Consider the following 23074-nt stretch of genomic DNA (forward strand, 5'->3'; position numbering starts at 1 on the left):
CCTCAATCGAGAGGGCGGCAGGCGCCGGCCCGGAAATGAGGGAGCCATGAAAGAAGTCCACAAACCGAAAGTCGATCCGATCACGCTCTCCGTGGTGCGCGGCGTTCTGGAGACAACCCAGCGCGAAATGACGCTGTCTCTCGAAAAGACGGCCCGTTCCTCGGTGTTCAACCTGGCGCACGACTATTCGACCGCGCTGTTCAACGGCCGGCCGGAGATGATCCTGCAGGGGCAGGACATTCCGATCCACCTGGGGTCGCTGATCCCGGCGATGAAGGCGGTCGCGAAATTCTTCGAGGGCGACATCCACGAGGGCGATCTCATCCTCCACAACGACCCGGCCTTCGGCGGCAGCCATGCCATCGATACCTGCATGTACAAGCCGGTCTTCTATAAGGGCGAGCTGGTCTACTGGACCGTCTGCAAGGGGCATCTCACCGATATCGGCGGGCCGGTTCCGGCGGGCTACAACCCGAACGCCAAGGAAATCTATGCCGAATGCCTGCGCATTCCCCCGGTGAAGATCTGGGACAAGGGCGTTCCGCGCAACGACGTGCTGAACTTCATCTACACCAACATGCGCGCCCGCCGCGACCAGGAAGGCGATTTCAACGCGCTGATCGGCGCCTGCCAGGTGGGCGAGCGCAACCTCATCGCGCTGCTCGACAAATACGGCAAGGAAACCGTCGATGCCTGCATCGACGAACTGCTTGACATGGCCGAGAAGCACATGCGCGACATGATGCGCACCGTGCCCGACGGCACCTACGAGGGCTCGGCGATCCTGGAAGATGCCGGCCATGGCTTCGGCGATTTCGAGATCAAGGCGACCGTCACCATCACCGGCGACAATTGCCATATCGCCATCTCCAGCCCGCCGCAGATCCCCTATTTCATCAATTCCTACGAGGGCAATTCCCATTCGGGCGTCTATCTCGGCCTGATGATGTTCGCGGCGCTGCCGCCGCCCTACAACGAGGGGCTCTATCGCTGCGTCTCGATCGATTTCGGCCCGAAGGGAACGATCTGCAACGCGCAGGAACCCGCGCCCCACATGAACTGCACCACGACGCCGATGGAAACGCTGACCGATGCGGTGCGGCTCGCCTTCGAAAAGGCCATGCCCTCCAAGGTCGCCGCCTCCTGGGGCCATGCCAACGGCCTCAACATCGCCGGCTGGGACAAGCGCACCAACGAGGAATACGTGACCATGGTGCTTGCCACCATCATTTCCGGCGGCGGCGCGACCCCCGAACAGGACGGCTGGCACGCGGTCGGCCCGGAATGCTGCTTCGGCGCGCTGACCTCCGGTGACGTGGAGCTTCTGGAATATTCCTACCCGATCATCATCCACCGCTATTCGCTGATGGCCGACAGTGGCGGCGCGGGCAAGTTCCGCGGCGGATCCGGCACGGCCTGGGAGGTGGAGCCGCTCGACGGCGACATGCTCTGCATCGGCTTCGGCGAAGGCCGGCGCATTCCGGCCATGGGTGCCGCGGGCGCCTATTCCACCGACATCGACACCAAGGTCGGCCGTGTCGAACTCAACCGTGGCGGCGAGACGGAAGTGCGCCGCACCAACATCATGGAGACGATCAAGCCCGGCGAGACGGTCACCAACATGAACCCCGGCGGAGGCGGCTACGGCAATCCGCATGAACGGCCCATCGAAAAGGTCCTCTGGGACGTCAAGAACGGGCTCGTTTCCATCGAAGGCGCCCGCCGCGACTATGGCGTCGTGATCACCGACCCCGAAACCCTCACCGTGGACCAGGCGGCAACGCAGGCCCTCCGGTCGGCAGCGTGAAAGGAGCAAGGATCATGACCTCCATCAAGAATCGTTATCGCCTCGGGATCGACGCCGGCGGCACCTTCACCGACTTCGTCGTGGCAGACCGCCAGACGGGCGAAACCAAGCTGTTCAAGGCGCTTTCGACGCCGACGGACCCGACCCGCGCGATCCAGAACGGCCTGAAGCTCATCCACGAGGCCATCGGCGTCTCGCCGACCGAGCTCGTCTCGAACAGCGACCTCTGCATCAACGGCACCACGGTCGGGCTCAATGCGCTGATCACCCACCGGGGCGGCAAGACCGGCCTCATCGCCACCGCCGGCCACGAGGACTCCATCGAGATCCGCAACGGCCACAAGGAAGACGGCTACCGCTACGATCCGGAATATCCGGCAGCGACCATGCTGGTGCCGCGCTATCTCCGCAAGGGCGTGCGCGAGCGCGTGCTTTCGGATGGCTCGGTGCGCACGCCGATGCACGAGGAAGACGTGCGGGCGGCCTGCGAGCTCTTCCTGAAGGAGGGCATCGAGACCGTTGCCATCTCCTTCGTCTGGTCGGTGCTGAACCCGGCGCATGAGCGCCGCGCCGCCGAGATCGTCCGGGAAATGATGCCCGACGCGATCATCACCGTCGGCTCGGAACTCTACCCGCAGGTGCGCGAATATACCCGCACCTCCACCGCCGTGGTGAATGCCTATCTCGCCCCCGTCATGCGCCGCTACGTCAAGGCGGTGGATGCCTATTTCCGCGAGCTCGGAGCCGCCCAGCCGGTGCGCTACTTCCAGTCGAATGGCGGGCTTGCCATCGGCCAGGTGCTCACCGACCGCTCGGTCTACGCGATCAATTCCGGTCCGGCATCCGCGCCGCAGGCGGGTCTCTATGTCTCCGCGCCCTTCGGCAAGAAGAGCGTCATCACGGTCGACATGGGCGGCACCTCCTTCGACATCACGCTGACCAAGGACGGGCAGACGAACCTCAACAAGAACATCGACTTCCTGCGTTACCGCATCGGCGTGCCGATGATCCAGGTGGAGACGCTCGGTGCCGGCGGCGGTTCCATCGGCTGGATCGATCCGCTCGGCATCATCCAGATGGGCCCGCAATCGGCAGGTTCGGAGCCGGGCCCCGCCTGCTACGGGCAGGGCGGCACGGAACCGACCACGTCGGACGCCAATCTGGTGCTCGGCTATCTCTCGCCCGACGGCCTGCTCGGCGGCAAGCTGCCGCTCGACATCGAGAAGGCACGGGCTGCGGTGCGCAAGGTGGCCGATCCGCTCGGCATTTCGGTCGAGCGCGCGGCCTACGGCATGTACACCATCGTCAACAACAACATGGTGAACGGCATCCGCCGCGTGTCGGTGGAGCGCGGCTACGATCCGCGCGACTTCGTGCTGGTCGGCGCCGGCGGGGCGACCGCAGCCCATATCACGGCGCTTGCCCGCGAGATCGGCATCGACACGATCATCCTGCCGAAGCTTGCCTCCGGTCTCTGCGCCTTCGGCCAGATCATCTCGGACGTGAAGTACAACTACATGGCCACCGCCCCGGTGCGTCTCGACAACGACGCCGCCTACAAGCGGGTCGACGATCTCTACAAGCAGCTGGAGAAGGAGGGCCGCGCCCATCTCGTCTCCGACGGCTTCACGGACGAGACCATCGAGATCCGCCGGTCGCTGGAGATGCGCTATGTCGGCCAGGTGCATGAATGCACCGTCGACATCGACACCTTCGACATCGATGCCACCTCGATCGAGCGGGTGAAGGAAGCCTTCCACCGCCGGCACAAGGAACTCTACACCTATGCCGAGCCGCACAATCCGGTCGAGGTGGTGAACATCGAATCCACCCTTTATGGCCGGATCGAGAAGCCCAAGCTTCCCGAAAAGCCGAAGGCGGGTGCAGCAGGCGGGGCGATCAAGGATCACCGCGACGCGATCTTCGATGCCTCGGGCATCGCGACGAGGACCCCCGTCTATGACGGCGACCGGATCGGCACCGGCGAACCCATCAAGGGCCCGGCGATCATCGAGGAAGTCACCACGACCATCGTCATCGAGCCCGGCTGGACCGCCGTTCTCGATCCCACCAACTCCTACCTCATCACGCGCGATCGTTAAGAAGGGGACCAATGGCTCAGAAACTCGCGGCAGATATGGTTTCAGTGGCCTTCGAGGGCTTGCGGGCCCTTTCGAATGTCACGCTGGAAATACCCGCCGGTCGGGTGACGGGCCTGATCGGACCCAATGGTGCGGGCAAGACCACCTGCGTCAATGTCCTCACCGGCTTTCAGAAGCCGTCCATGGGCCGCGTGATGCTCGATGGGCTCGATATCAGCGGTCTGCCGGCGCATCGCGTCCGGCAGACCGGCATTGCCCGCACCTTCCAGTCGGGCCGGCTCTTTGCCGACCTGACGGTGCATGAAAATCTCGAAGTGACCGGCGTCGGCCTCGGCCTTTCCCGCCGGGAAGCCTCGCTGAAGGCGGATGCGCTCCTCGACTGGATCGGCATTTCCGCGCTTTCCGACCGGCTGGCCGGCGGCCTTCCCTATACGGACGAGCGACGCGTGGCGATCGGCCGGGCGCTGATGCTCGAACCGGCCTTCCTGCTGCTCGACGAACCCGCCGCCGGCATGTCGGCGGAGGAAGCGGACGAGCTTTCCCGCCTCATCCACCGCATCACGGACGAGGTGAAATGCGGCGTGCTGCTCATCGAGCACAATATCGGGCTGGTGCTGAAGACCTGCCATTCGATCTACGTGCTCGACAGCGGCGAAATCATCGAATTCGGCACCCCTGACGCCATCAAGGCCAGCGAGAAGGTGCGCCACGCCTATATGGGCACCCAGGCCGATGCGGAAGGAGAGATCCTGTGACCCTGCTTTCCGTCAACGACATCACCGTCCGCTATGGCCGCCTCACCGCGCTGCGCGGCGCCTCTCTCACCCTCAACGAGGGCGAGATCCTCTTCGTCACCGGCCCGAACGGCGCCGGCAAATCCACGCTCATGAAGGCCATTGCAGGCGTCGTGAAACCCGTCGGCGGCTCGATTGCCTTCAGGGGCGAAACCATCTCGGGCCGCAGCCCGGAGGATATCGCCCGCATGGGCTTTTCCATGGTGCCCGAGGGTCGCGAGGTCTTCGGTTCGCTCACCATCGAGGAAAACCTGAGACTCGGCATCGGCATGCGCGCCGACCGCGACCAGGCGGCCCGCGACCTCGAGATGGTCTATTCGATCTTCCCGGTGCTGTTGAGCCGCAGGCACCAGCATGCAGGCGCGCTCTCGGGCGGACAGCAGCAGATGCTCGTGATCGGGCGGGCGCTCATGGCCGGGCCGAAGCTCATCGCCATCGACGAACCCTCGCTCGGGCTTGCGCCCAAGGTGATCGACGACGTCTACCAGACGCTCGTGAAGCTGCGCGACACGATCGGCCTCACCCTCCTGATCGTCGAGCAGAGCGCCACCCGCGCCAAGCTCACCGGCGGGCGGATGATCCTGATGCGCTCCGGCGAAGTGGCGCTCGAAGGCGATGCGCGCGAACTCGCCTCCAGCGACGCCCTGAAGCAGGCCTATTTCGGATATGGGGAGCACGGCAAATGACAGAGATCCTCCAGGTCGTTTTCGATGCGCTCAGCCTCGGCAGCCTCTATGCGCTCGGCGCGCTCGGCATCGCGCTCATCTTCGGGGTGATGCGCCTCGTCAATTTCGCCCATGGCGACACGATGGCCTTCTGCGTCTTCGCCATGCTCTGGCCCTCGGTGGATGCGGCGGCCATCGTCTTTGCCGGCAACCTGCCGGCCTGGCTGCTCATCCCCTTCATCCTCGCGGTCGGGGCGGGTCTTTCGGTGCTGTCGGAGATCATCGTCTTCCGGCGCTTCCGCAACACCAATCCGGCGACCATGATGATCGCCTCCTTCGCGCTCGGCTTCGTCATCCGCTACTTCCTGCTGATGCTCTATTCCAGCCGCCCGAAGAGCATCGACCTCTGGTCCAATCTCGGCCTGCCGGTGGAGATCCTCGGCGCGCGCATTCCGCTCCTCCAGGTCATCACCATCGTGACGGCGATTGCGATCCTGATCGCGCTCACCTTCTTCCTGAAGCGCACCCGCTTCGGGCTGGAAATGCGGGCGGCGGCGGAAAATTTCACCATGGCCCGCATGCTGGGCGTCCGGGCGAACCGGGTGATCATGCTGGCCTTTGCGCTGTCGGGCATGCTGGCGGCGGCCGTTGCCCTCATCCTCGTCACACAGACGGGAACCGCCGACATCCAGATGGGCGGCAACATCATGCTGATCGCCTTCATCGCCACCGTCATCGGCGGGCTCGGCTCGCTGCCGGGCGCCGTCTTCGCGGGCTTCCTCATCGGGGCCATCGCCACCGTCATGCAGGTGGTGCTGCCGCCCGAGGCCCGGCCCTTCCGCGATGCCTTCGTCTATGCCGCCGTGATCGCGACGCTGATCTGGCGACCGAACGGCATCTTCATGCCGAAATCCGCAAAGCAGAGGGTGTGACCCATGGCTGAACGCGCTTCCATCCTCTCCCGCACCATCGCGACGCCCGTCATTCTCGGCCTGCTTCTGACCGCGATCGCGCTTCTCGCCCTGCTGATGGGCTCGGGGCCCTTCAACCAGACGATCATCGACATCTTCATCCGGGTCATCCTCGTCGTCGGGCTCTACATCTTCATCGGCAATTCGGGCGTGATCAGCTTCGGGCATATCGGCTTCACCTGCCTCGGCGCCTACATGACCGCCTGGCTGACCATTCCGCCGCCGATGAAGAAGATGGCGCTGCCGGGCCTGCCGGGCTTCGTGCTCGAGGCAAAGCTGCCCTTCTGGGTGGGCGTCCCGGCGGCGGCGATCTTCGCGGCGCTGATCGCCTTCTTCTTCGGCAAGATCCTGATGCGGCTCTCCGGCATCGCTGCCTCCATCGCCACCTTCGCCATGCTCGCGCTCATAAACCAGATCTATTCGAACTGGGAAGACGTGACGGGCGCCACCTCCTCCGTGGTCGGCATTCCGATCAACCGGTCGATCTGGCCCTATTTCGTCGCGACCCTCGTTGCTGTTGCCATCGGCTATGCCTATTCGATCTCGCGCTCGGGGCTGGCGCTTCGCGCCGCCCGCGACGAGGCGACGGCTGCGGCGGCCTCCGGCGTCGACATCCCGAAGGAGCGGCTCAGAGCCTTCGTCATCTCCGCCTTCGTGATGGGCGGCGGCGGCGCGCTCTATGCCCATTCGGTGGGCGTCGTCACGCCCGACACCTTCTATCTTGGCCTCACCTTCATCTCGCTTTCCATGCTCGTCGTCGGCGGCATGGGAAGCCTGTCGGGCGCGGTGATCGGCGTGGTGCTTCTGTCCACCATCATCCAGATCCTGCGCCTCTTCGAAAAGGGCGTCGCGCTCGGCGACACGGTGCTGACCATCCCGAACGGCGTCCAGGAGATCGCCATCGGGGTCATCATGATCGTGATCCTGATGCGCCGGCCCGCAGGGCTCATCGGCAACCGGGAGGTCGGCTGGAAAGGATTCCGCAAGGCGTGAAAAGGTTTCCGGGCCTCAACCCGGAGAAAAAAGGGAACCAAAGGAGAAGAACATGACACTCTGGCATAAACTGGGAATGGGAATGGCCGTCTCCGGCCTCGTGCTGTCCGCAACGCTCGCGCATGCGGATGACGACAAGATCGTGGTGGGCTTCGCCACTGCGGCTTCGGGCTTCATGCAGGCTTACGACAAGCCGGCGCAGGATGCCGCGATGATCAAGATCGACGAAATCAACAAGGCCGGCGGCCTGCTTGGCAAGCAGATCGAGGTGGTGACCGCCGACACCAAGACCGACCGCGCCGAAGGCGCCAAGGCCGGCCTCGAGGTGATCGACAAGGGCGCCGATCTCGTCGTCGTCTCCTGCGACTACGACTTCGGCTCGCCGGCAGCGCTTGCCGCCGAAAGCGCCGGCAAGATCTCCTTCTTCCTCTGCGCCGAATCCATCAAGGCCGGCATCCAGGGGGTCGGTCCGCACTCCTTCTCCGCCTCGGTTCTCGCACCCGTGCAGGGCGCGACCATGGCCGAATGGGCCTACAACAAGAAGAATGCCCGCAAGTTCTACCGCCTGCTCGACACCTGGACCGAGTACAACAAGGGCATCTGCGACGGCTTCGACTGGATGCTGCCGCGCCTGAAGGACGCCAAGCTCGTCGGCGAGGACACCTTCAAGAACGAGGATGCCTCGATCGCCGCCCAGATCACCCGCATCAAGAGCCTGCCGGAGCAGCCCGATGCGATCATGCTCTGCTCGATGATGCCGGGCGTCGTCTCGGCCATCAAGCAGATCCGCGCCGCCGGCATCACCGCGCCGATCCTCAACGGCTCGGGCGTCGACGGCTCCTACTGGCTGAGCGCCGTTCCTGACCTGTCGAACTTCTTCACCCCGGTGCAGGGCTCGATCTACGGCGACGACCCGAACAAGGACGTGACCGCCTTCAACGCCAAGTACAAGGAAGTCACCGGCGCCGATCCGTCGAGCCAGTATGTCTATCCCGGCTACGTGATGATCGACGTCTGGGCGAAGGCCGTCGAGCGCGCCAAGTCCACCGATGCGGATGCGGTCGTCGCCGAACTCGAGAAGATGAAGGACGAACCGACCCTCTTCGGGCCGCGCTCCTTCTCGTCCGAGATCCACCACCAGAACCGCGGCCGCTACCTGATCGTCGAAACCGACAAGGGCAAGCCGCGCGTCATCGACGAATGGACCATTTCCGAAGCCATTCCCGTGGACTACCTCGTCTCGAAGTAAGTCCCCCTCCCGAGCAGACAGCCGCCCCTTGCGGGCGGCTGTCACCGTTTCCGGGGTTCCCCCGCCCCATGGCCTTTCGGGCTTGCCACTCTGCGCCCGCGCCTGTTTACTCTCCCCTCCGCAACAAGGGAGAGCGAGCATGATGAACCGGGTGGCCGTCGTTACCGGCGCGGCAGGAGGCATGGGCCGCGCGATCGTCCTTCAACTGGCAGGCCAGGGATGCGACATCGTCGCCATCGATATCAGCGGCACCGGCCTCGCCGCGCTCGAGAAGGCGCTCTCCGCCCTGCCCGTCTCTCCGGCCTTCCTGCCGCTGGTCTGCGACCTCACCGACCCCGCGGCAATCGCCGGCGCCTTCGAGCGCATCGACGAGACCTTCGGCGGCCTCGACATCCTCGTCAACAATGCGGGCACGTGCTTCATGAGCGATTTTCCCGGTATTCCCGCCGAGGAATTCGAGAAGCAGATGGCAGTGAATTTCGGAAGCGCCTTCCATTGCTCGCAACAGGCGGTCCGGCGCATGCTGACCCGCAAGGGCGTGAAGAAGATCGTCAACATCTCCTCCAACGGGGCCTATAATTTCGACGTCTTCGATCCGCCCCACTACCGGGCCAGCAAGGCGGCGATGGACACGCTCACCAAGGATCTCGCCCGGCGCTATGCGCGCGAGAAGATCGCCGTCAACTCGATTGCGCCGGCCATGACCGAGACGCCGCTGTTCGACGTGCTGACCGTCGACGTGCTGGAGAAGGCGATTGCCGCCATGCCCCACGGCCATGCGATGCGGCCGGAGGAAGTGGCGGCCTGGGTGGGTTTCCTCGTCTCGCCGGCGGGCGACATCGCGAGCGGCAATGTCATCATCCTCAACCAGGGGCGCGACGTGCGCTGAGGCGAAGCCTTCTCAGCCGTAGAAGGCGGGCGCCTTCCTGAGCGTCGGCCATTGCTCCGGCCAGTGGCCGTAGATGACGGTCGCGCCGCAGGCGCCGGCGAGTTCCAGCAGCCGTTCTGCACTCGCCATTGCCTGCGCCTCGTCCCAGAAGCCGGCGAAGCGCTCGTCGATCTCCGCCGGGCGGGAGATGGCATCCGCCGTGAGAAGGATCGGGCCGCTCTCCGGCAGCGTGACGAGAAGCGAGAGATGGCCGGGACTGTGCCCCGGCGTGGACAGGAGCCGGAGGCCCTGGCAGATGTCGAGATCGCCCTCCACGGGGATCGTTGCCACATCGGGCCATTCGAGCGGCTGGGCCCCCTGCCAGTAGAGCGGCCTCGGGCAGGCCCGCTCCGCCCTGCCGACAACAAGCGGCGCGTGGGGGAAATCGCCGATGCCACCCACATGGTCGATATGGGTGTGGGTGAGGATCAGGCAGTCGACATCCGCAGGCGACAGCCCCGCCCGTTCAAGCTGCTGGCGAAGTCCGTTCTCGTCCGTGAGGGAGACGATCTCGCCGAAGCTGTCGAGGCGGTCTTCCAGCGTCGCCGCCCGCGCGTCGCGGTGGTATTTTGCGGGAAAGCCCGTATCCACCAGGATGTTCCGGCCGGCCGCCGTCCGGATCAGATAGCCGCAGATGCCGATCACCCGGTTGCCCGAATGGACCCGGAAGAGACCGAAATCCAGGATGTAGAGCCGCGTCACGCGGTCCGTCGGTTCGACTGGAATGGCCATCTTCCCCGCCCTTTCCCGTTGCTGTTGCCCGTGTTTCTCACGACACCGGGAAGATAAGGATATGGGTCGTGCCCGAACCTGTCTCGGACGTGATCGTGCCGTCCAGCTGCTGGGCAAGCCCGGCGACGATCCGCAGCCCGGAGTTGCGTTCCCGCTTCTCGCTGAGGCCAACGCCGTCATCGGCGATCAGCAGACGCGCCTTGCCGTCCTCAAGGCCGAGTTCCACCCGGATGCGTCCCGATGACCGCCCCGTAAAGGCGTGCTTGACCGCATTGGTGAGCAGTTCGACGAGGATCATCGCCAGCGGGGTCGCCTTGGTGGCGTCGATGGGCAGCCCCGGCGTCACCGCGCATTCCACGCGGATGTCACGCTCCCGCGGCACGATGGCCGGGCTCTCGCAGAGCTGCTCCACCAGTTCGCCGAGATCGATCCGGTAGCCGTTGGCGGCCTTGTAGAGCAGGTCGTGGACATCGGTGATGGCGCGCAGGCGCGAGCGCAGCTCCTCCGCATCCACATGGCCCTTCTTGCGCATCTGCATGGAGATGAGACTGTCGACGAGGGCAAGGTTGTTCTTCACGCGGTGATTGAGTTCGCGCATGAACTGCGCCTGGGCTTCGGCGCGGCGTTCTGCCTCCTCGCGCAGGCGCACCTGCTCTTCGCGCAACGCGCTCTCCTTCTGGCTCCGGCGGATCACGCCCGCAAGGAAGGAGGAGAACAGGCCGCCCGAAATCAGCAGCAGCCAGACCGGCACGGACCGCCGCAGCCAGGCCCGTGTCACCGCGCTTTTCGGAATGCCGACATTGGCATAGACGGGAATATCGTCGCTGACGCGGGCGAAGGCATAGATGCGCGGGGTTCCGTCGGAGACGGCCTTTGCCTCGTAGACGCCGGATGTGCCGTTGCGCACGGCAACCCGCGCCGGCGTGGAGGGGTCGAGCATGATCGGATCCGAGGGGATCTGCCGCACCATCAGCTTCCCGTCCTCGCGCAGAAGCGAGGCTGCCTCCCCCTCTCCGGCCGCAACCGTCTTCAGGAAGCTGCGGATCGATTCCACCGCGATCGCCGAGGCGATGGCCCCCTTGAAATCCCGGTGGTTGAACGGGGTGACGATGATCATCGAATCCTGCCCGCCGGGCTCCAGCCGGATGCGGTCGAGATAGAAGGTGGCACCTCCGGCAATCGCTGCAAGATAATCGCGCTTTCCGAAGCGGGCGCGGACCGGAAAGCTGCGGCTCGAGGCGATGACCGATCCATCGAGGGAAACGACGGCAATGCCGTTGGTGAAGCCCTGCCCCTGTTCGACGCCCGCCAGAAAATCGTGAAAGGTGCGGCTTGCGAGAAAGGCGGGATCGGTTTCCGCGGCGGCGCGCACCTTCACCGCTCTCTGCACCGTGGTCTGCGTCTGGATCAGCCGGTGCGTATACTGCTGGACGAGGGTGACGTTCTCGTTCGCCTTGTCGACGGCAAGCTTCTTCTGGTCGACATAGGCCCAGCTTCCCCAAAGGATGCAGCCAGCCACCGCAAGCGCGGTGCTGCCCATCCGCAGCAGATCCAGGGCACGCGGTTCAGCGTGCCAAATCCTGAAACCGACCATCCTGCCTCCCGTCCATCGCTGCGAAGCGAGAACAACCGGGGGGACACTAGCCAACAAATTCAACGATGCATAGCGGCATATGGATATTGCTGCGGAGAACCCGGAATGTCGCTATCTGGAATTGAAAATTACAGGCGAACCAGGGCACTGACACTATCTTCGGAGGTGGCCTGCCGTGGCAAAACGCCGGCGGACTCTCCAGTCCGCCGGCATTGCAGGTCGCAGATGTGGATAAACAGGCTCAGGCCGCACGATAGGCCTGGCGGCCTGCCGGAACCGAAGCCGCCACGCCCGTGCTGAAGCGCTGAAGCATGGCCGAGAGGCTGTCTGCCTCCTGCACCAGGCAGGCGGCAGAGGCGTTCATCTCCTGCACCATGGCCGCATTGCTCTGGGTGGCCTGGTCCATCATGTTGACGGTCTTGTTGACCTGGTTCAGGCCGCCTGCCTGCTCGTTGGCGGACAGCGCGATCGCATCCATGTGCTCATGGATCGAGCGCACCAGATCGGCGATGGCAACGAGCCCCTGTCCGGTGGTGCCGACCAGCTTGACGCCGTCGACCACGCGCTCCTGGGAGCTGGTGATCAGCGTCTTGATCTCCTTGGCGGCCTTGGCGGCGCGCTGGGCAAGCTCGCGCACTTCCTGCGCGACCACCGCGAAGCCCTTGCCCGCCTCGCCCGCCCGTGCCGCCTCGACGCCGGCGTTCAGCGCCAAAAGGTTGGTCTGGAAGGCGATTTCGTCGATCACCGCGATGATCTGGTTGATCTGGCGCGAGGAATTCTCGATCGCCTGCATGGCGTTGATGGCATCGTCCGCAACGCCCATGAAGCGCTTGGCGCTGTCGCGGGTTTCGCTGACGAGATCGCGGACCTCGGAGGTGCGGCTGGAGGTGGTCTGGACGTTGGCGCTGATCTCCTCGAGCGAAGCCGCCGTCTCCTCGAGGGAGGCTGCCTGGGATTCGGTGCGGCGGGCGAGGTTGCTGGAGGCGGCGGAAATCTCCGCGCTGCCGCTGTGCACGACCCGCACGGTCTGCTCCACCTGGGAAAGGGCGGCGCGCAGGCTTCTGACCGACTGGTTGAAATCGTGGCGGAGCGCCTCGAATTGCGGTGCAAAGGCTTCCTCGATCTCGCAGAGGAGATCGCCGGAGGCCAGCCGGTTCAGGCCGGAAGCCAGCGAGCGCGTGGCGGCCTGCAGGCGAAGCTCGGCCTGCTCGGCAGCCTCTGCCTCGATGCGCCGCCGCTCGTTTTCCTGCTGGACGCGGTTTTCCTCCGCCTCGGTCTCCAGCTCCCGGTTGCGGATGGCGGCGGCACGGAAGATATCCACGCAGCGCGCCATTTCGCCGATCAGGTCCTTGCGGTCGGTGAAGGGCACCGGCGCGCGGGTTTCGCCATCGGCGAGGTCGAGCATGCGCCGGCAGATGGAGCGGATGGTGCCGGCCACGGTGCGCGCGGTCAGGAGGCAGAGCACGAGTGCACCGAGGAACACGACGGTGGTGCCGATGATGCTGGATTTCAGCTGCCATTCGAGTGCGGCGATGCGCTCGGCCATGCGGCCGCCAAGCGCGGCGGAGGTTTCGTCCACCGTCTTCGCGATCAGCTGGATCTGGGCGCCTGCGGCCTTGTCCCACTTGCCCACGGCGGCGGGATCGCTGGCACCGGGCTTGTTGGCATAGACGCCGGCCAGCGTCGCGGCGAGGAAGGCTCCGTCGCCGGAAGCCTGGAAATCGGCCACCTTGGCCGCCAGCTCCGGCGGCAGATATTCCTGAACCTTGGGTCCGTAGATGCCGCGCAGGTTCTTCGCATGCAGCACGAAGGCGAGATCCTCCGGTGCGAGCGCCTCGCCGTTCAGGAACCGGTGACCGTAGTCGAGTTCGATCAGGCCGGCATCGCCGATCTGCAGCAGCGCATGATAGCCGTCGATCAGGCGGGAAAGATCGAGGTCGTCGATGGTGGCGGCGGACCGGCGCACGAGATCGAGACCGGCGGCAGAGGCCGGCTGAAGGATCGTCAGCGCCTCCCGGAGGTCGGAAACCCCCGTCGCGTCCACATGGCCGCGATAGGTGGGCAGATGGCCGAGCCGCTCGCGGATGACGGAGAGATCCGCCTCGATGGTGGGGTCCCTGTGGCCCTCGGCCTTCCAGGCGTCGAAGGCGTCGTAAAGCGCCTGAAGTGCCTTGTCGGTGGCCTCGCGCTGCGCCGGGCGCGTTTCCGGCGTGGCAAAGCCTTCCGCCGGCAGAGCCTGGGCGATGTTGCGCCCGGCCTCCGCGAGTTGCTGGACGACCGCCTGGCGCTCGAGCAGCGCATACTGGCGATAGGCCGTGAGGATGGCATCCCCACCCAGCCAGAGGAAGGCGAGCAGCGGCGCTGCGGCGATCAGATAGAGAAGCGTTTGCAGGGACAGTCTGGACATGGGGGGCGTATCTCCAACACTACTAATATATTTTACATGTTAAGCATTAAGTCTCTGTAAATGACGGAACGCAGGTGGCCCGAGCAAAATCAGCGGCTTGGCGGCGGAGGCGCACCGCCTTGTCGCGGCTCACCGCCCCCGGAAAAGGGGATGGATGGACGGGAGGGGGAAAGTTTGGCTACACATCGCCGCGGCGCATCCCCAGAAGCGGGCGAAAGGCGCCGGCTCGGGAGCACTCGTCGGCATGCGAATATTACAGGCGGCCCTCTACTGGGTCATGATCGGGGCGGTCATCGTGGCGATGGGGATCGTCTATGACGTGCTCTTCCTCGAGGGCGGCGAACTGATGGCCTCCTCCATCTTCGCGCTGTTCTGCGGCATGCCGATCCTGATCTTCCGGCGCGGTTTTCCGAGCCGCCGCTTTCATGCCTGGCTTCGCTCGAGGCCGACGCCGCTCTACTACGCCATCAGCCTTGCGGTCGCCTTCCTGCTGGTCAATCTCGGCTATTCCGTCGGCGCCATGGTGGTGCACTGGCTCGGCCTTCTCGAGGGCGAGTGGTGGATGCTCCACCTGCTGCCCGCCGACATCTTCTTCTACAGCCTGGGCGGGTCGGGCCTGGTGCTGTTCCTCCTGCATGTCCGGGAGCTGCTCGGCCGCCGGGTGTTCATCAGCCTGCTGACCGGGCGCTACCGCAACCCGGTCGAGGAGGAACGCGTCTTCCTGTTCATCGACCTGGTGGATTCCGTGAGCTTCGCCGAAGCCCGCGGCGACGCGGAGACCCTGCGGCTTCTCGGTGCGCTCTATGCGATGATGGATCCGCATGTGCGGCGGCATGGCGGGGCGGTGGACGATTACATCGGCGACGCGGCGATGATCACCTGGCCGCTGCAGAAGGGGCTGAAGCGGGCGGCCTGCATCAATTGCGTCTTCGACATCCTGGCCGACATCGCCCGGCACGAGGCCCGCTGGCAGCGGGTCCACGGCCGGGTGCCGCGCCTGCGGGCGGCGCTGCATGCCGGGCCCGTCGTGACGGGCGAGGTCGGCCTCGACCATCGCAAGATCACCTATTTCGGCAATACGGTGAACATCGCCGCCCGGCTGGAGGGGCTTGCCAAGGAGCTCGACCAGCAGGTGGTCATCTCCGCCGATCTGCGGGAGCGCATGGTCCTGCCGAAGGACATTCGCGCCATCGATCTCGGCACCCATGCGGTGAAGGGACGGGCCCAGCCGATCCGCCTCTTCGGGCTGCACAGCCTGGCTCCCGGCCGCCGGTCCTGATCCGTCCTAGCGCCGGACGAAGCGCACGGGCGCGGTGATCGTGGTGCTTGCTCCCGGTGGCGGCGCGGGTACCGGCGAGGCACGCTCCACCATGGCAACGGCCGCCTCGTCCAGCGCACTGTGACCCGAGGAGCGGGCCAGCGAGGTCGACAGGACGCGCCCGCCGGGATCGATCCGGAAGACGACGAGAACGGTACCCTCCTCGCCCCGCGCCCTGGCCGCCTGCGGATAGCGCTTGCGCCGCTCCAGATGGGCAACGACGCGCGCCTTCCAGCGGGTGGCATCGCCCTTGGCGGCCGCCGAGGAGGCAACCGTCTTCGTCGCGGCATTGCGGTCGGCTGTCTTCACGGTGGCGGCGGGCTTGCGTGCGGCAACCGAGGGCGCCTCCGTCTTCGGCTTCTTCCGCACCACGCTCTTTTCCGGCGGGTCGGCCTTTGGCCGTTCTGCCTTCGGCTTTTCGGGAAGGGGAGGCTTCGGCCGTGCGACCGGCAGCGGAACCTCGACATTCTCGAGAAGGGCCAGCATCTGCTGTTCGACCGAGTCGGCAACCGGCACCGGCGGCTGTTCGGGGCGGACCTCTTGCGGAAGAACCGGCTGAGGGGCGGGTGGCGGCGGCGCCTTGGCTTCGATTGCGGCCGGGGGCTCCGGCAGCGGAAGCGGCTCTTGCGTTTCCACCGGCCTTTCGGCGGCATCCACCCGGTCCTCGGTGATGTCGTTCCGTTCCGTCTCGACAGCCTCGGGCTCGGGCGCAAGCTCGATCATGATCGCGGCCTGAGGGGCGTTTTCGCCCGCCTTTTCGAGCGCGGGCGGATGGAGGATCGCGGCGGTGGCGCAGACGCTGGTGACGAGCAGTCCGGCGGCGGTCCAGATTGCCGCCTCGCCGAGCGTCAGCCGCCGGTGAAGCCTGTCCTGCCAGCCGGCACTCATGGCGCAGCCCCCGCAGCGGCTGCCCCCGGCTGCTCCAGCCCGACAAGGGCGATCTTCAGATAGCCCGCCTCGCGCAGCGCATTCATCACGTCCATGAAGGCCCCGTAATCCACCGCCTTGTCGGCACGCAGGAAGATCCGGGCTTCCGGATCGCCGCCGGTCAGCGCATCGATGCGGGCCTTCAGCTCATCCCGCTCGATTCTCCTGTCGTCGAGGGAGAGGGCGAGATCCCTGGCAATCGTGACATAGACCGGCTTGTCCGGTCTTTTCTCCGCCCTGGCGCTTGCCGCCGGCAGGTCTACCTTCACGTCGACGGTCGCCAGCGGGGCGGCGACCATGAAGATGATCAGCAGCACCAGCATCACGTCGATGAAGGGCGTGACGTTGATCTCGCTGTTTTCGGCAAGGTCGCCCTCGCCCTCCCGGCCGATACCGCCTGCCATGGTGCTACTCCGCCGCTGCGAGGGGGGCCGCCCGCAGGGCCTGCCCCCGGTCCAGGTCGCGGCTGACCAGCCGCTCGACGGCGCTTGCGGCATCGCCGAGAAGCCGGCGGTAACCCGTGATCGCCCGGGCAAGGCCATTGTAGATCACCACCGCCGGGATGGCCGCGACAAGGCCGATGGCGGTCGCGAGCAGGGCTTCGGCAATGCCGGGCGCGACCACGGCGAGATTGGTGGTCTGAGCCTCGCTGATGCCGATGAAGGCGTTCATGATGCCCCAGACGGTGCCGAAGAGCCCGACGAAGGGCCCGACCGATCCGATGGTGGCGAGAAGGCCGGTGCCGCGGGCAAGCCGCGCCCCGCCATGAATCTCGATCCGCTGAAGCGCAGAGGCCACCCGCGATTGCAGGCCCCCGGCTCCGGAAACGGGAGCCCCCGCCGTGCTGAGCGCCGTTTCCTCCCGGGCAGCCTCGACCATCAGGGCGGCGGGGTCGCTTCGCCCGGCCGCGGCGCGCGCCGCATCGGCAAGCGAGGCCGAAGCGGAGATCAGCGAGAGGCTGCGTCTCAGGCGACGGCGTGCGATCGCCAGCTCCATGATCTTGGCAAGGAGGATGACGACGGTGAGGAGGGCCGCAGCCGCGAGCCCCGACATGACCCCCTGCACCACCCTATCCGCCGCAAGGAACATCGACCAGGGCGAAAGCGCGTGGGGAAGCGGGCGGAGGCTCTCCTCCGCGGCAGCGCCGGTTGCGCCTGTAAGCAGGATCACCCCTGCCCCGGCGACGGCCTTCTGCCCCGGCGATAGTCCGAAGGGGCGGTAACGTCTTCTCAGTCCTGCAACCATCATTGCGCGATCCCTGCCTTTTTCCGGACAGCACGAGGCCACTGCCGCTCGCAAGAGCACAGCCAGACATGCCGGAAACATGACGAATTCAGGAAGCCGACCGCCTGTCCGGCCGGTCCTGCCTGTCAGGATCTATAGAGCGGCCGGGAGGCCCTGGCAATAGTTGATTAAAAAAATCATGTTTAAATTCGGCAGCGGAAATCGGAGCATGAAAAAAGGCCCCGCCTTCCGGCAGGGCCTTGTCCATCCGCGTTGCAGATCAGGGTGCTTCGTCGGCGGGTGCCGCATTGAGCAGCGCGTAGCGCTCCTCGCCGATCTTGCCGAGCAGCTCCAGCTGGGTTTCGAGGAAGTCGATATGGCCTTCCTCGTCCTCGAGCAGCTCGTCGAACAGTTTCATCGAGACATAGTCCCCGAGCTCTTCGCAGATCTCGCGGGAGCGCTTGTAGGAGGTGCGGGCGTCGTATTCGCCGGCAAGGTCCGCCTCGAGCACCTCACGGACGGTCTGGCCGATCCGCAGGGGTGCGACGGATTGCAGGTTCGGGTGGCCTTCGAGGAAGATGATGCGGGCAATCAGCTTGTCGGCGTGCTGCATTTCCTCGATGGATTCGGCGCGCTCCTTGCGCGCAAGCTTCACGTAGCCCCAGTCTTCCAGCAGCCGGTAGTGCAGCCAGTACTGGTTGACCGCCCCCAGTTCGAGGAAAAGCGCCTCGTTAAGCCGCTCGATGACCTGTTGTTCGCCTTTCATAGTCCAGCCTCCTTGCTTCGTCGCGGAACGTCCTGATCCGATCTAGATAGGTCACAACCTGTTCCTGGGGAGACTGCCGGTCGCGATGAAACGCTTCCGTCGTTTCGACGATGATGTCGACGACATTGGGGAAGCATCCACAGCACCGGCCGCGCTTTTCCATGGCGCGATAGACCTTGAGCGGCACGATCAGCTGCCAGCAATCCTCTTCGAGCATCGACACGATGGTCTCGCGGATTTCCTTGTCCGTGATGAAGTTGCAGCTGCAAACGAGCATGGCAGGCCTCTTGAAAGCGCCTGCCACTCTGCCGCAGGCGCTCGATCTCGGGTTCTTCTGCGCCCGAGATAAATAAATCTGACTTTGGTTGTCAAGTTAAAGAGCGGGCGCAATTTGACGCGGCGCAAGGGCGGTGTGGAAAGGCCGGAGGTTCAGGCGCGGCGCTTGGATGCCGCCTCTTCCATCGTGGCCGGAAGAGAGGCGTGGGCTGTCGCCGCGGCCGCGGCCGTTTCCTCCGCCTCTGCGGCGTAGGTGTCGGTGATCGCCAGCATCCATTCGCGCCAGATGGCCACCAGCAGCGCCATCAGCACCGGGCCGACGAAGAGGCCGAGCAGCCCCATGGTCTTTACCCCGCCGATCAGGCCGAAGAAGGTGGGCAGGAAGGGCAGCTTGATCGGACCGCCGACGAGGCGGGGCCGCACCGTCTTGTCGACGATGAAAAGCTCGATGGAGCCCCAGGCAAACAGGCCGATGCCGGCCACATGGGCGCCGTTGGCAAGCAGATAGACCGAGACGAGGGTGAAGCTGAGGGGCGCGCCACCCGGAATGAGCGCCATGATGCCGGTAATGAGGCCGAGCGTGACCGGCGACGGCACGCCCACCAGCCAGTAGGCGACGCCGAGCACGATGCCTTCGCCGATGGCGATGATCGTCATGCCGGTCACGGTCGCGCTGATCGTCTGCGGCACGATGCGCGAGACGCGCTCCCAGCGCTGCGGCAGCACGGTTTCGCCCACCCGGTCGAGCTGCTCCACCAGCTGCCGCCCGTCGCGATAGACGAAGAACAGCGTGATCAGCATGAAGAGAAGCGTCAGGAACCACTGGAAGGCGGAGGTGCCGACGACGAGCAGGCCGCGATAGATGTTGGCGATGTTGGCGCCGCTGATGAGCTGCACGACCTCGCCGAGGCCTCCGGCATGACTCAGATGCTTCTGCCATTCCTCGGCAAGCGACTGCCCCACCACGGGAATGGCGAACAGCCATTGCGGAACGGGCGCGCCCAGCGCATTGGCGCGGATCAGCCACACGGCCCAGACCTTGATTTCCCGGACCGCGTAGATGGAGGCGATCGAGACCGGCGCGACGATGAAGAACAGCACCAGCATCACCGCGATGGCGGCGCCGAGGGTGCGCTTTTCGCCCACCGCCTGCAGCAGTCGCCGGTAGAGCGGCCAGCTGGCGAAGCAGATCACCAGAGCCGCCAGAACGGGCACAATGAAGCCGTGGAAGAAGTAGACGCCGGCTATCAGGATGAACACGAGAAGCCAGCGCGCGACCGAAGTCGGCCCCAGCAGCCAGTAGCGATCGTCATTGCGTTGGTCAGCCGATCCCGTCACCCGTGTCTCACTTCCCTGCCGTTCCATCCACCGTCAGGCTAACCTCATACCGGTTACAATAGGTGAACGCGACTGAAATATGCGCATCCGGAAAGGTCAATGACAGGGGTATCGGCTAGAAAAGACAAGGTCGGCGGCATCACCGGCACGATGATCGGCACGAGCCCTCCCGGCGTGGTGACATCGGGCTTCCCCTTGCCCGCGGTCGGCGCCTATTATCAGGAGATCATCAAGGGAATCATCATCATTCCGGCCATCGTGGCCGACGTCCGCCGCCACAGAAAGAAATCCCGGGCCTCGTTCATCATCCCGCCAAGGCGTGTGATGGCCTTGCTCACCGCCTCGCCAATCGTCATTTCACCAGCACAGACAGAGAGACCAGCATGAAGAGTTACGTCCTTACCGTGACATGCCAATCCACCCGCGGGATCGTCGCGGCCATTTCCGGCTTCCTTGCGGACAAGGGTTGCTACATCATCGACAGCTCCCAGTTCGACGATCTGGAAACCGGCCTGTTCTTCATGCGCATCACCTTCACCAGCCAGGAAGGCGCCACCATCGAGGACATCACCACGGGCTTCGAGCCGGTGAAGAAGCGGTTCGACATGACCTGCGAATTCCACGACAGCGACCACAAGATGAAGGTGCTCTTGATGGTCTCGCGCTTCGGCCACTGCCTGAACGACCTGCTCTACCGCTGGAAGATCGGCGCGCTGCCGATCGAGATCGTCGGCGTGGTTTCGAACCACTTCGATTACCAGAAGGTCGTCGTCAATCACGACATTCCCTTCCACCACGTGGCCGTCACCAAGGCGAACAAGCCGCAGGCCGAAGCCCGGCTGATGGAGATCGTCGAGACGTCGGGCGCGGAACTCATCGTTCTCGCCCGCTACATGCAGGTGCTGTCCGACGAGATCTGCCAGAAGATGTCCGGCCGGATCATCAACATCCACCACTCCTTCCTGCCCTCCTTCAAGGGCGCGAACCCCTACAAGCAGGCCTTCGAGCGCGGCGTGAAGCTGATCGGCGCGACGGCCCATTACGTCACCGCCGATCTCGACGAAGGTCCGATCATCGAGCAGGACGTCGCCCGCATCACCCATGCCCAGTCGGCCTCCGATTACGTCTCCATCGGCCGCGACGTGGAAAGCCAGGTGCTGGCGCGCGCGATCCACGCCCATATCCACCACCGCGTCTTCCTCGACGGCCACCGCACCGTGGTTTTCCCGGCAAGCCCCGGCTCCTACGCTTCCGAGCGCATGGGCTGAGGCCCGTCTTCGGGAACCCGGCCCTCAGCCGGGTTCCGCACGGCTCGGCCGGCGGGTTTCGAGATCGAAGCCGTCGCCGGCCGAAAGCACGTGGAGCGTGAGGTCGTAGATCGACAGCGCCTCGTCGGCGGCGGCTTCCGCGATGTTGGAATGGCTGACGGCGCCCGCATCCACCAGATAGACCGCCCCGGAGCCGATGACCCGGAACCGGGTTCCCTGGACGACGATCGCCGTATCCTCGTCGATGCCGATTCCCAGCACGCGGGGGTTTTGCGAGACCGCGCCGATCAGCCGGCCGATGCGGCCCCGCTCTGCGAAGTGCTGGTCGATGATCGCGTTGGGCAGAAGCCCGAGGCCGGGCGCCATGCTGAGATCGCCGATCCTGAACGAGGTCTGGTTCGAGCCGCGCACCAGCATCGTGTCGCTCATCACCGAGGCGCCCGCCGACGTTCCGGCAATCACGCCGCCGCCCTGGAAGATCTCGTGGATGCGCTGGTAGATCGGCGTGTCGCCGATCAGGCTGGTGATGCGCAGCTGGTCGCCTCCGGAGAAGAAGACGGCGTTGACATCGTCCAGGCCGGCCAGCTTCTCCTCCTTGGCCGCCTCGTCGCGCTCCTCGACGTAAAGCTCGCTGATTTCGGTGACACCGAGATCGGCAAAGGAGGCCTGGTAGCGCTCCAGATAGCCGTCCGGCTCGTGCGAGGCGACGGTGGCGAGCACCAGCCTGCCGTCGCTGATGTGGCTTGCCACTTCCTTCAGGATCTCCCGGTCTCCCTCGTGATCCTCGTGTCCGCCGATGATGATGAGTGTTCCCTGCTTTCGCTGTGCCATCCTGGCCTCCTTGTCACGGGCGATCGTCTTCGTCCTTCTTGAGATAGACGCGGGGCTCCGGCTCCTCCTCGCAGGCAAGGGCAACGGCAAAGTGGCTGCTGTTGTGCGCCCAGCCGAAATGGCCGAGCGGCGTCAAAAGCACGCCCCCCGCCTCGCCGCCGATTTCCTCGAGCTGGCCGATAGCCCGGCGCACGGCCTCGTCAGGCGCGATCTGGCCTCCCAGCGCGTGCATCACGCCGGCCGCAAGCATCCGCCGTGCGATGTGTTCGCCGTCGCCGGAAAAGACCACGCCGCCGATCCGGTCGTCCGCATAGAAGCCGCAGCCCGGCTGCGGGCTGTCGCCGACGCGGCCCGGTGGCTTTCCCTCCACGCCTCCCGTCGAGACCGCGGTCGCGATGCGGCCCTCGGCATCGAGCGCGACGGCGCCGACGGTATCGTGCTTGCCTTCGGGTCCCTTCGACCTTTCCCCGGGCGGAATGAGGTCGGCCGGATCGCAGAGGGGGACGCCTGCCTCCCCGGCAAAGAGCCGGGCGCCGTCGCCCGCAATCAGGACGGGCTCCTCGTGCAGCATTGCGCGCGCCGCCTCGATGGGGTTGCGGATGCCCTGCGCCACCGCGACGGCGCCGACATTGTAGCCGCTTCCTTCCATCAGCGCGGCACAGGTTTCCACCTCGCCATGGGCATTCAGCACGCTGCCATAGCCGGCATTGAAGGTCGGATCGTCTTCCAGGACCTTCACCGCCGCGAGCACCGCATCGATGCTGCTGCCGCCGGCGGCGAGGACATCCCGCCCGGCCCGGACGGCCCGGGCGCAGCCCTTGCGGTTTGCGTCCTCGTCCGCGGGCTCGATGGTCTTCGCCCCGCCGTGAATGATGCTCCACATG

At 65.5% G+C, this 23074-nt stretch carries 22 protein-coding genes; 11 read left to right on the forward strand and 11 right to left on the reverse strand.

What is annotated here, in order from left to right; all coding sequences use genetic code 11:
* The first annotated feature begins 46 nt into the window (after positions 1-46).
* From capB to GGR23_RS16085, 8 genes are all read left to right on the forward strand, one after another.
* The gene (gene capB, locus GGR23_RS16050; RefSeq protein ID WP_183367326.1) at positions 47-1807 is read left to right on the forward strand and encodes a caprolactamase subunit beta; all 1761 of its coding nucleotides are present in this window, start codon (positions 47-49) and stop codon (positions 1805-1807) included.
* 14 nt (positions 1808-1821) lie between these two features.
* The gene (gene capA / locus GGR23_RS16055) at positions 1822-3909 is read left to right on the forward strand and encodes a caprolactamase subunit alpha (RefSeq protein WP_183367327.1); all 2088 of its coding nucleotides are present in this window, start codon (positions 1822-1824) and stop codon (positions 3907-3909) included.
* An 11-nt stretch (positions 3910-3920) separates the two neighbouring features.
* The gene (locus tag GGR23_RS16060) at positions 3921-4664 is read left to right on the forward strand and encodes an ABC transporter ATP-binding protein (RefSeq protein ID WP_183367328.1); all 744 of its coding nucleotides are present in this window, start codon (positions 3921-3923) and stop codon (positions 4662-4664) included.
* Positions 4661-5389 carry an ATP-binding cassette domain-containing protein gene (locus GGR23_RS16065; protein WP_183367329.1) on the forward strand — a complete coding sequence of 243 codons (729 nt, stop codon included), beginning with the start codon at positions 4661-4663 and terminating at the stop codon, positions 5387-5389. Before GGR23_RS16060 ends, GGR23_RS16065 begins: the two co-directional genes overlap by 4 nt.
* On the forward strand, positions 5386-6300 hold the full coding sequence (locus tag GGR23_RS16070) for a branched-chain amino acid ABC transporter permease (RefSeq protein WP_183367330.1): 915 nt from the start codon (positions 5386-5388) through the stop codon (positions 6298-6300). Before GGR23_RS16065 ends, GGR23_RS16070 begins: the two co-directional genes overlap by 4 nt.
* Positions 6301-6303: 3 nt before the next feature.
* Entirely contained in the window at positions 6304-7332 is a 1029-nt protein-coding gene (locus GGR23_RS16075; protein ID WP_183367331.1) for a branched-chain amino acid ABC transporter permease, read from the forward strand.
* 52 nt (positions 7333-7384) lie between these two features.
* Positions 7385-8581, forward strand: coding sequence for an ABC transporter substrate-binding protein (locus GGR23_RS16080; protein ID WP_183367332.1), 1197 nt, complete (start codon positions 7385-7387; stop codon positions 8579-8581).
* A gap of 139 nt (positions 8582-8720) precedes the next feature.
* The gene (locus GGR23_RS16085; RefSeq protein ID WP_210296996.1) at positions 8721-9470 is read left to right on the forward strand and encodes an SDR family NAD(P)-dependent oxidoreductase; all 750 of its coding nucleotides are present in this window, start codon (positions 8721-8723) and stop codon (positions 9468-9470) included.
* Positions 9471-9482: 12 nt separating this feature from the next.
* Here GGR23_RS16085 and GGR23_RS16090 read toward each other — a convergent pair whose 3' ends face one another.
* From GGR23_RS16090 to GGR23_RS16100, 3 genes are all read right to left on the reverse strand, one after another.
* Positions 9483-10241: an N-acyl homoserine lactonase family protein gene (locus GGR23_RS16090; protein ID WP_183367333.1), complete on the reverse strand. Its 759-nt coding sequence runs from the start codon at positions 10239-10241 to the stop codon at positions 9483-9485.
* A 37-nt stretch (positions 10242-10278) separates the two neighbouring features.
* Positions 10279-11781 (reverse strand): sensor histidine kinase, encoded by a 1503-nt coding sequence (locus tag GGR23_RS16095; RefSeq protein WP_183367334.1) that lies wholly within the window; start codon positions 11779-11781, stop codon positions 10279-10281.
* A 295-nt stretch (positions 11782-12076) separates the two neighbouring features.
* Entirely contained in the window at positions 12077-14242 is a 2166-nt protein-coding gene (locus tag GGR23_RS16100) for a methyl-accepting chemotaxis protein (RefSeq protein WP_183367335.1), read from the reverse strand.
* Between the two features lie 244 nt (positions 14243-14486).
* Between GGR23_RS16100 and GGR23_RS16105 the strand changes: the two genes are divergently transcribed.
* A complete protein-coding gene (locus GGR23_RS16105; protein ID WP_183367336.1) occupies positions 14487-15521 on the forward strand; it encodes an adenylate/guanylate cyclase domain-containing protein in 1035 nt (344 codons plus the stop codon).
* A gap of 6 nt (positions 15522-15527) precedes the next feature.
* Here the strand turns inward: GGR23_RS16105 and GGR23_RS16110 are convergent, their stop codons facing one another.
* The 6 genes from GGR23_RS16110 to GGR23_RS16135 form a co-directional block, all read right to left on the reverse strand.
* Positions 15528-16448, reverse strand: a complete 921-nt coding sequence (locus tag GGR23_RS16110) for an energy transducer TonB (protein ID WP_183367337.1) — start codon at positions 16446-16448, stop codon at positions 15528-15530.
* Positions 16445-16891, reverse strand: coding sequence for a TonB system transport protein ExbD (gene exbD / locus GGR23_RS16115; protein ID WP_183367338.1), 447 nt, complete (start codon positions 16889-16891; stop codon positions 16445-16447). Before exbD ends, GGR23_RS16110 begins: the two co-directional genes overlap by 4 nt.
* A gap of 4 nt (positions 16892-16895) precedes the next feature.
* A complete protein-coding gene (gene exbB, locus GGR23_RS16120; RefSeq protein ID WP_246365636.1) occupies positions 16896-17735 on the reverse strand; it encodes a tonB-system energizer ExbB in 840 nt (279 codons plus the stop codon).
* Positions 17736-17991: 256 nt separating this feature from the next.
* The gene (gene bfr, locus GGR23_RS16125; RefSeq protein ID WP_183367340.1) at positions 17992-18477 is read right to left on the reverse strand and encodes a bacterioferritin; all 486 of its coding nucleotides are present in this window, start codon (positions 18475-18477) and stop codon (positions 17992-17994) included.
* Positions 18443-18754, reverse strand: a complete 312-nt coding sequence (locus GGR23_RS16130; protein WP_183367341.1) for a (2Fe-2S)-binding protein — start codon at positions 18752-18754, stop codon at positions 18443-18445. Before GGR23_RS16130 ends, bfr begins: the two co-directional genes overlap by 35 nt.
* Before the next feature lie 152 nt (positions 18755-18906).
* Positions 18907-20118, reverse strand: coding sequence for an AI-2E family transporter (locus GGR23_RS16135; protein ID WP_183367342.1), 1212 nt, complete (start codon positions 20116-20118; stop codon positions 18907-18909).
* Positions 20119-20190: 72 nt separating this feature from the next.
* On the opposite strand from GGR23_RS16135, the gene GGR23_RS16140 reads away from it, so the two are divergent.
* Both GGR23_RS16140 and purU read left to right on the forward strand, forming a co-directional pair.
* The gene (locus GGR23_RS16140; RefSeq protein ID WP_183367343.1) at positions 20191-20478 is read left to right on the forward strand and encodes a hypothetical protein; all 288 of its coding nucleotides are present in this window, start codon (positions 20191-20193) and stop codon (positions 20476-20478) included.
* Complete coding sequence (purU, locus tag GGR23_RS16145; RefSeq protein ID WP_183367344.1) at positions 20475-21359, forward strand: formyltetrahydrofolate deformylase; 885 nt, start codon at positions 20475-20477, stop codon at positions 21357-21359. The genes GGR23_RS16140 and purU overlap by 4 nt, the downstream gene beginning before the upstream one ends.
* A 24-nt stretch (positions 21360-21383) precedes the next feature.
* Here purU and GGR23_RS16150 read toward each other — a convergent pair whose 3' ends face one another.
* Complete coding sequence (locus tag GGR23_RS16150) at positions 21384-22190, reverse strand: cyanophycinase (protein ID WP_183367345.1); 807 nt, start codon at positions 22188-22190, stop codon at positions 21384-21386.
* A gap of 13 nt (positions 22191-22203) precedes the next feature.
* Positions 22204-23073 carry an isoaspartyl peptidase/L-asparaginase family protein gene (locus GGR23_RS16155; protein WP_183367346.1) on the reverse strand — a complete coding sequence of 290 codons (870 nt, stop codon included), beginning with the start codon at positions 23071-23073 and terminating at the stop codon, positions 22204-22206.
* Position 23074 lies beyond the last annotated feature (1 nt).

Source organism: Gellertiella hungarica, assembly GCF_014197145.1.
GTDB lineage: Bacteria > Pseudomonadota > Alphaproteobacteria > Rhizobiales > Rhizobiaceae > Gellertiella > Gellertiella hungarica.

Coding starts and splice junctions, on each gene's coding strand:
- capB (WP_183367326.1), top strand. CDS start 47: ATGAAAGAAGTCCACAAACCGAAAGTCGATCCGATCACGCTCTCCGTG.
- capA (WP_183367327.1), top strand. CDS start 1,822: ATGACCTCCATCAAGAATCGTTATCGCCTCGGGATCGACGCCGGCGGC.
- GGR23_RS16060 (WP_183367328.1), top strand. CDS start 3,921: ATGGCTCAGAAACTCGCGGCAGATATGGTTTCAGTGGCCTTCGAGGGC.
- GGR23_RS16070 (WP_183367330.1), top strand. CDS start 5,386: ATGACAGAGATCCTCCAGGTCGTTTTCGATGCGCTCAGCCTCGGCAGC.
- GGR23_RS16075 (WP_183367331.1), top strand. CDS start 6,304: ATGGCTGAACGCGCTTCCATCCTCTCCCGCACCATCGCGACGCCCGTC.
- GGR23_RS16080 (WP_183367332.1), top strand. CDS start 7,385: ATGACACTCTGGCATAAACTGGGAATGGGAATGGCCGTCTCCGGCCTC.
- GGR23_RS16085 (WP_210296996.1), top strand. CDS start 8,721: ATGATGAACCGGGTGGCCGTCGTTACCGGCGCGGCAGGAGGCATGGGC.
- GGR23_RS16090 (WP_183367333.1), bottom strand. CDS start 10,241: ATGGCCATTCCAGTCGAACCGACGGACCGCGTGACGCGGCTCTACATC.
- GGR23_RS16095 (WP_183367334.1), bottom strand. CDS start 11,781: ATGGGCAGCACCGCGCTTGCGGTGGCTGGCTGCATCCTTTGGGGAAGC.
- GGR23_RS16100 (WP_183367335.1), bottom strand. CDS start 14,242: ATGTCCAGACTGTCCCTGCAAACGCTTCTCTATCTGATCGCCGCAGCG.
- GGR23_RS16105 (WP_183367336.1), top strand. CDS start 14,487: ATGCGAATATTACAGGCGGCCCTCTACTGGGTCATGATCGGGGCGGTC.
- GGR23_RS16110 (WP_183367337.1), bottom strand. CDS start 16,448: ATGAGTGCCGGCTGGCAGGACAGGCTTCACCGGCGGCTGACGCTCGGC.
- exbD (WP_183367338.1), bottom strand. CDS start 16,891: ATGGCAGGCGGTATCGGCCGGGAGGGCGAGGGCGACCTTGCCGAAAAC.
- exbB (WP_246365636.1), bottom strand. CDS start 17,735: ATGATGGTTGCAGGACTGAGAAGACGTTACCGCCCCTTCGGACTATCG.
- bfr (WP_183367340.1), bottom strand. CDS start 18,477: ATGAAAGGCGAACAACAGGTCATCGAGCGGCTTAACGAGGCGCTTTTC.
- GGR23_RS16130 (WP_183367341.1), bottom strand. CDS start 18,754: ATGCTCGTTTGCAGCTGCAACTTCATCACGGACAAGGAAATCCGCGAG.
- GGR23_RS16135 (WP_183367342.1), bottom strand. CDS start 20,118: ATGGAACGGCAGGGAAGTGAGACACGGGTGACGGGATCGGCTGACCAA.
- GGR23_RS16140 (WP_183367343.1), top strand. CDS start 20,191: ATGACAGGGGTATCGGCTAGAAAAGACAAGGTCGGCGGCATCACCGGC.
- purU (WP_183367344.1), top strand. CDS start 20,475: ATGAAGAGTTACGTCCTTACCGTGACATGCCAATCCACCCGCGGGATC.
- GGR23_RS16150 (WP_183367345.1), bottom strand. CDS start 22,190: ATGGCACAGCGAAAGCAGGGAACACTCATCATCATCGGCGGACACGAG.
- GGR23_RS16155 (WP_183367346.1), bottom strand. CDS start 23,073: ATGTGGAGCATCATTCACGGCGGGGCGAAGACCATCGAGCCCGCGGAC.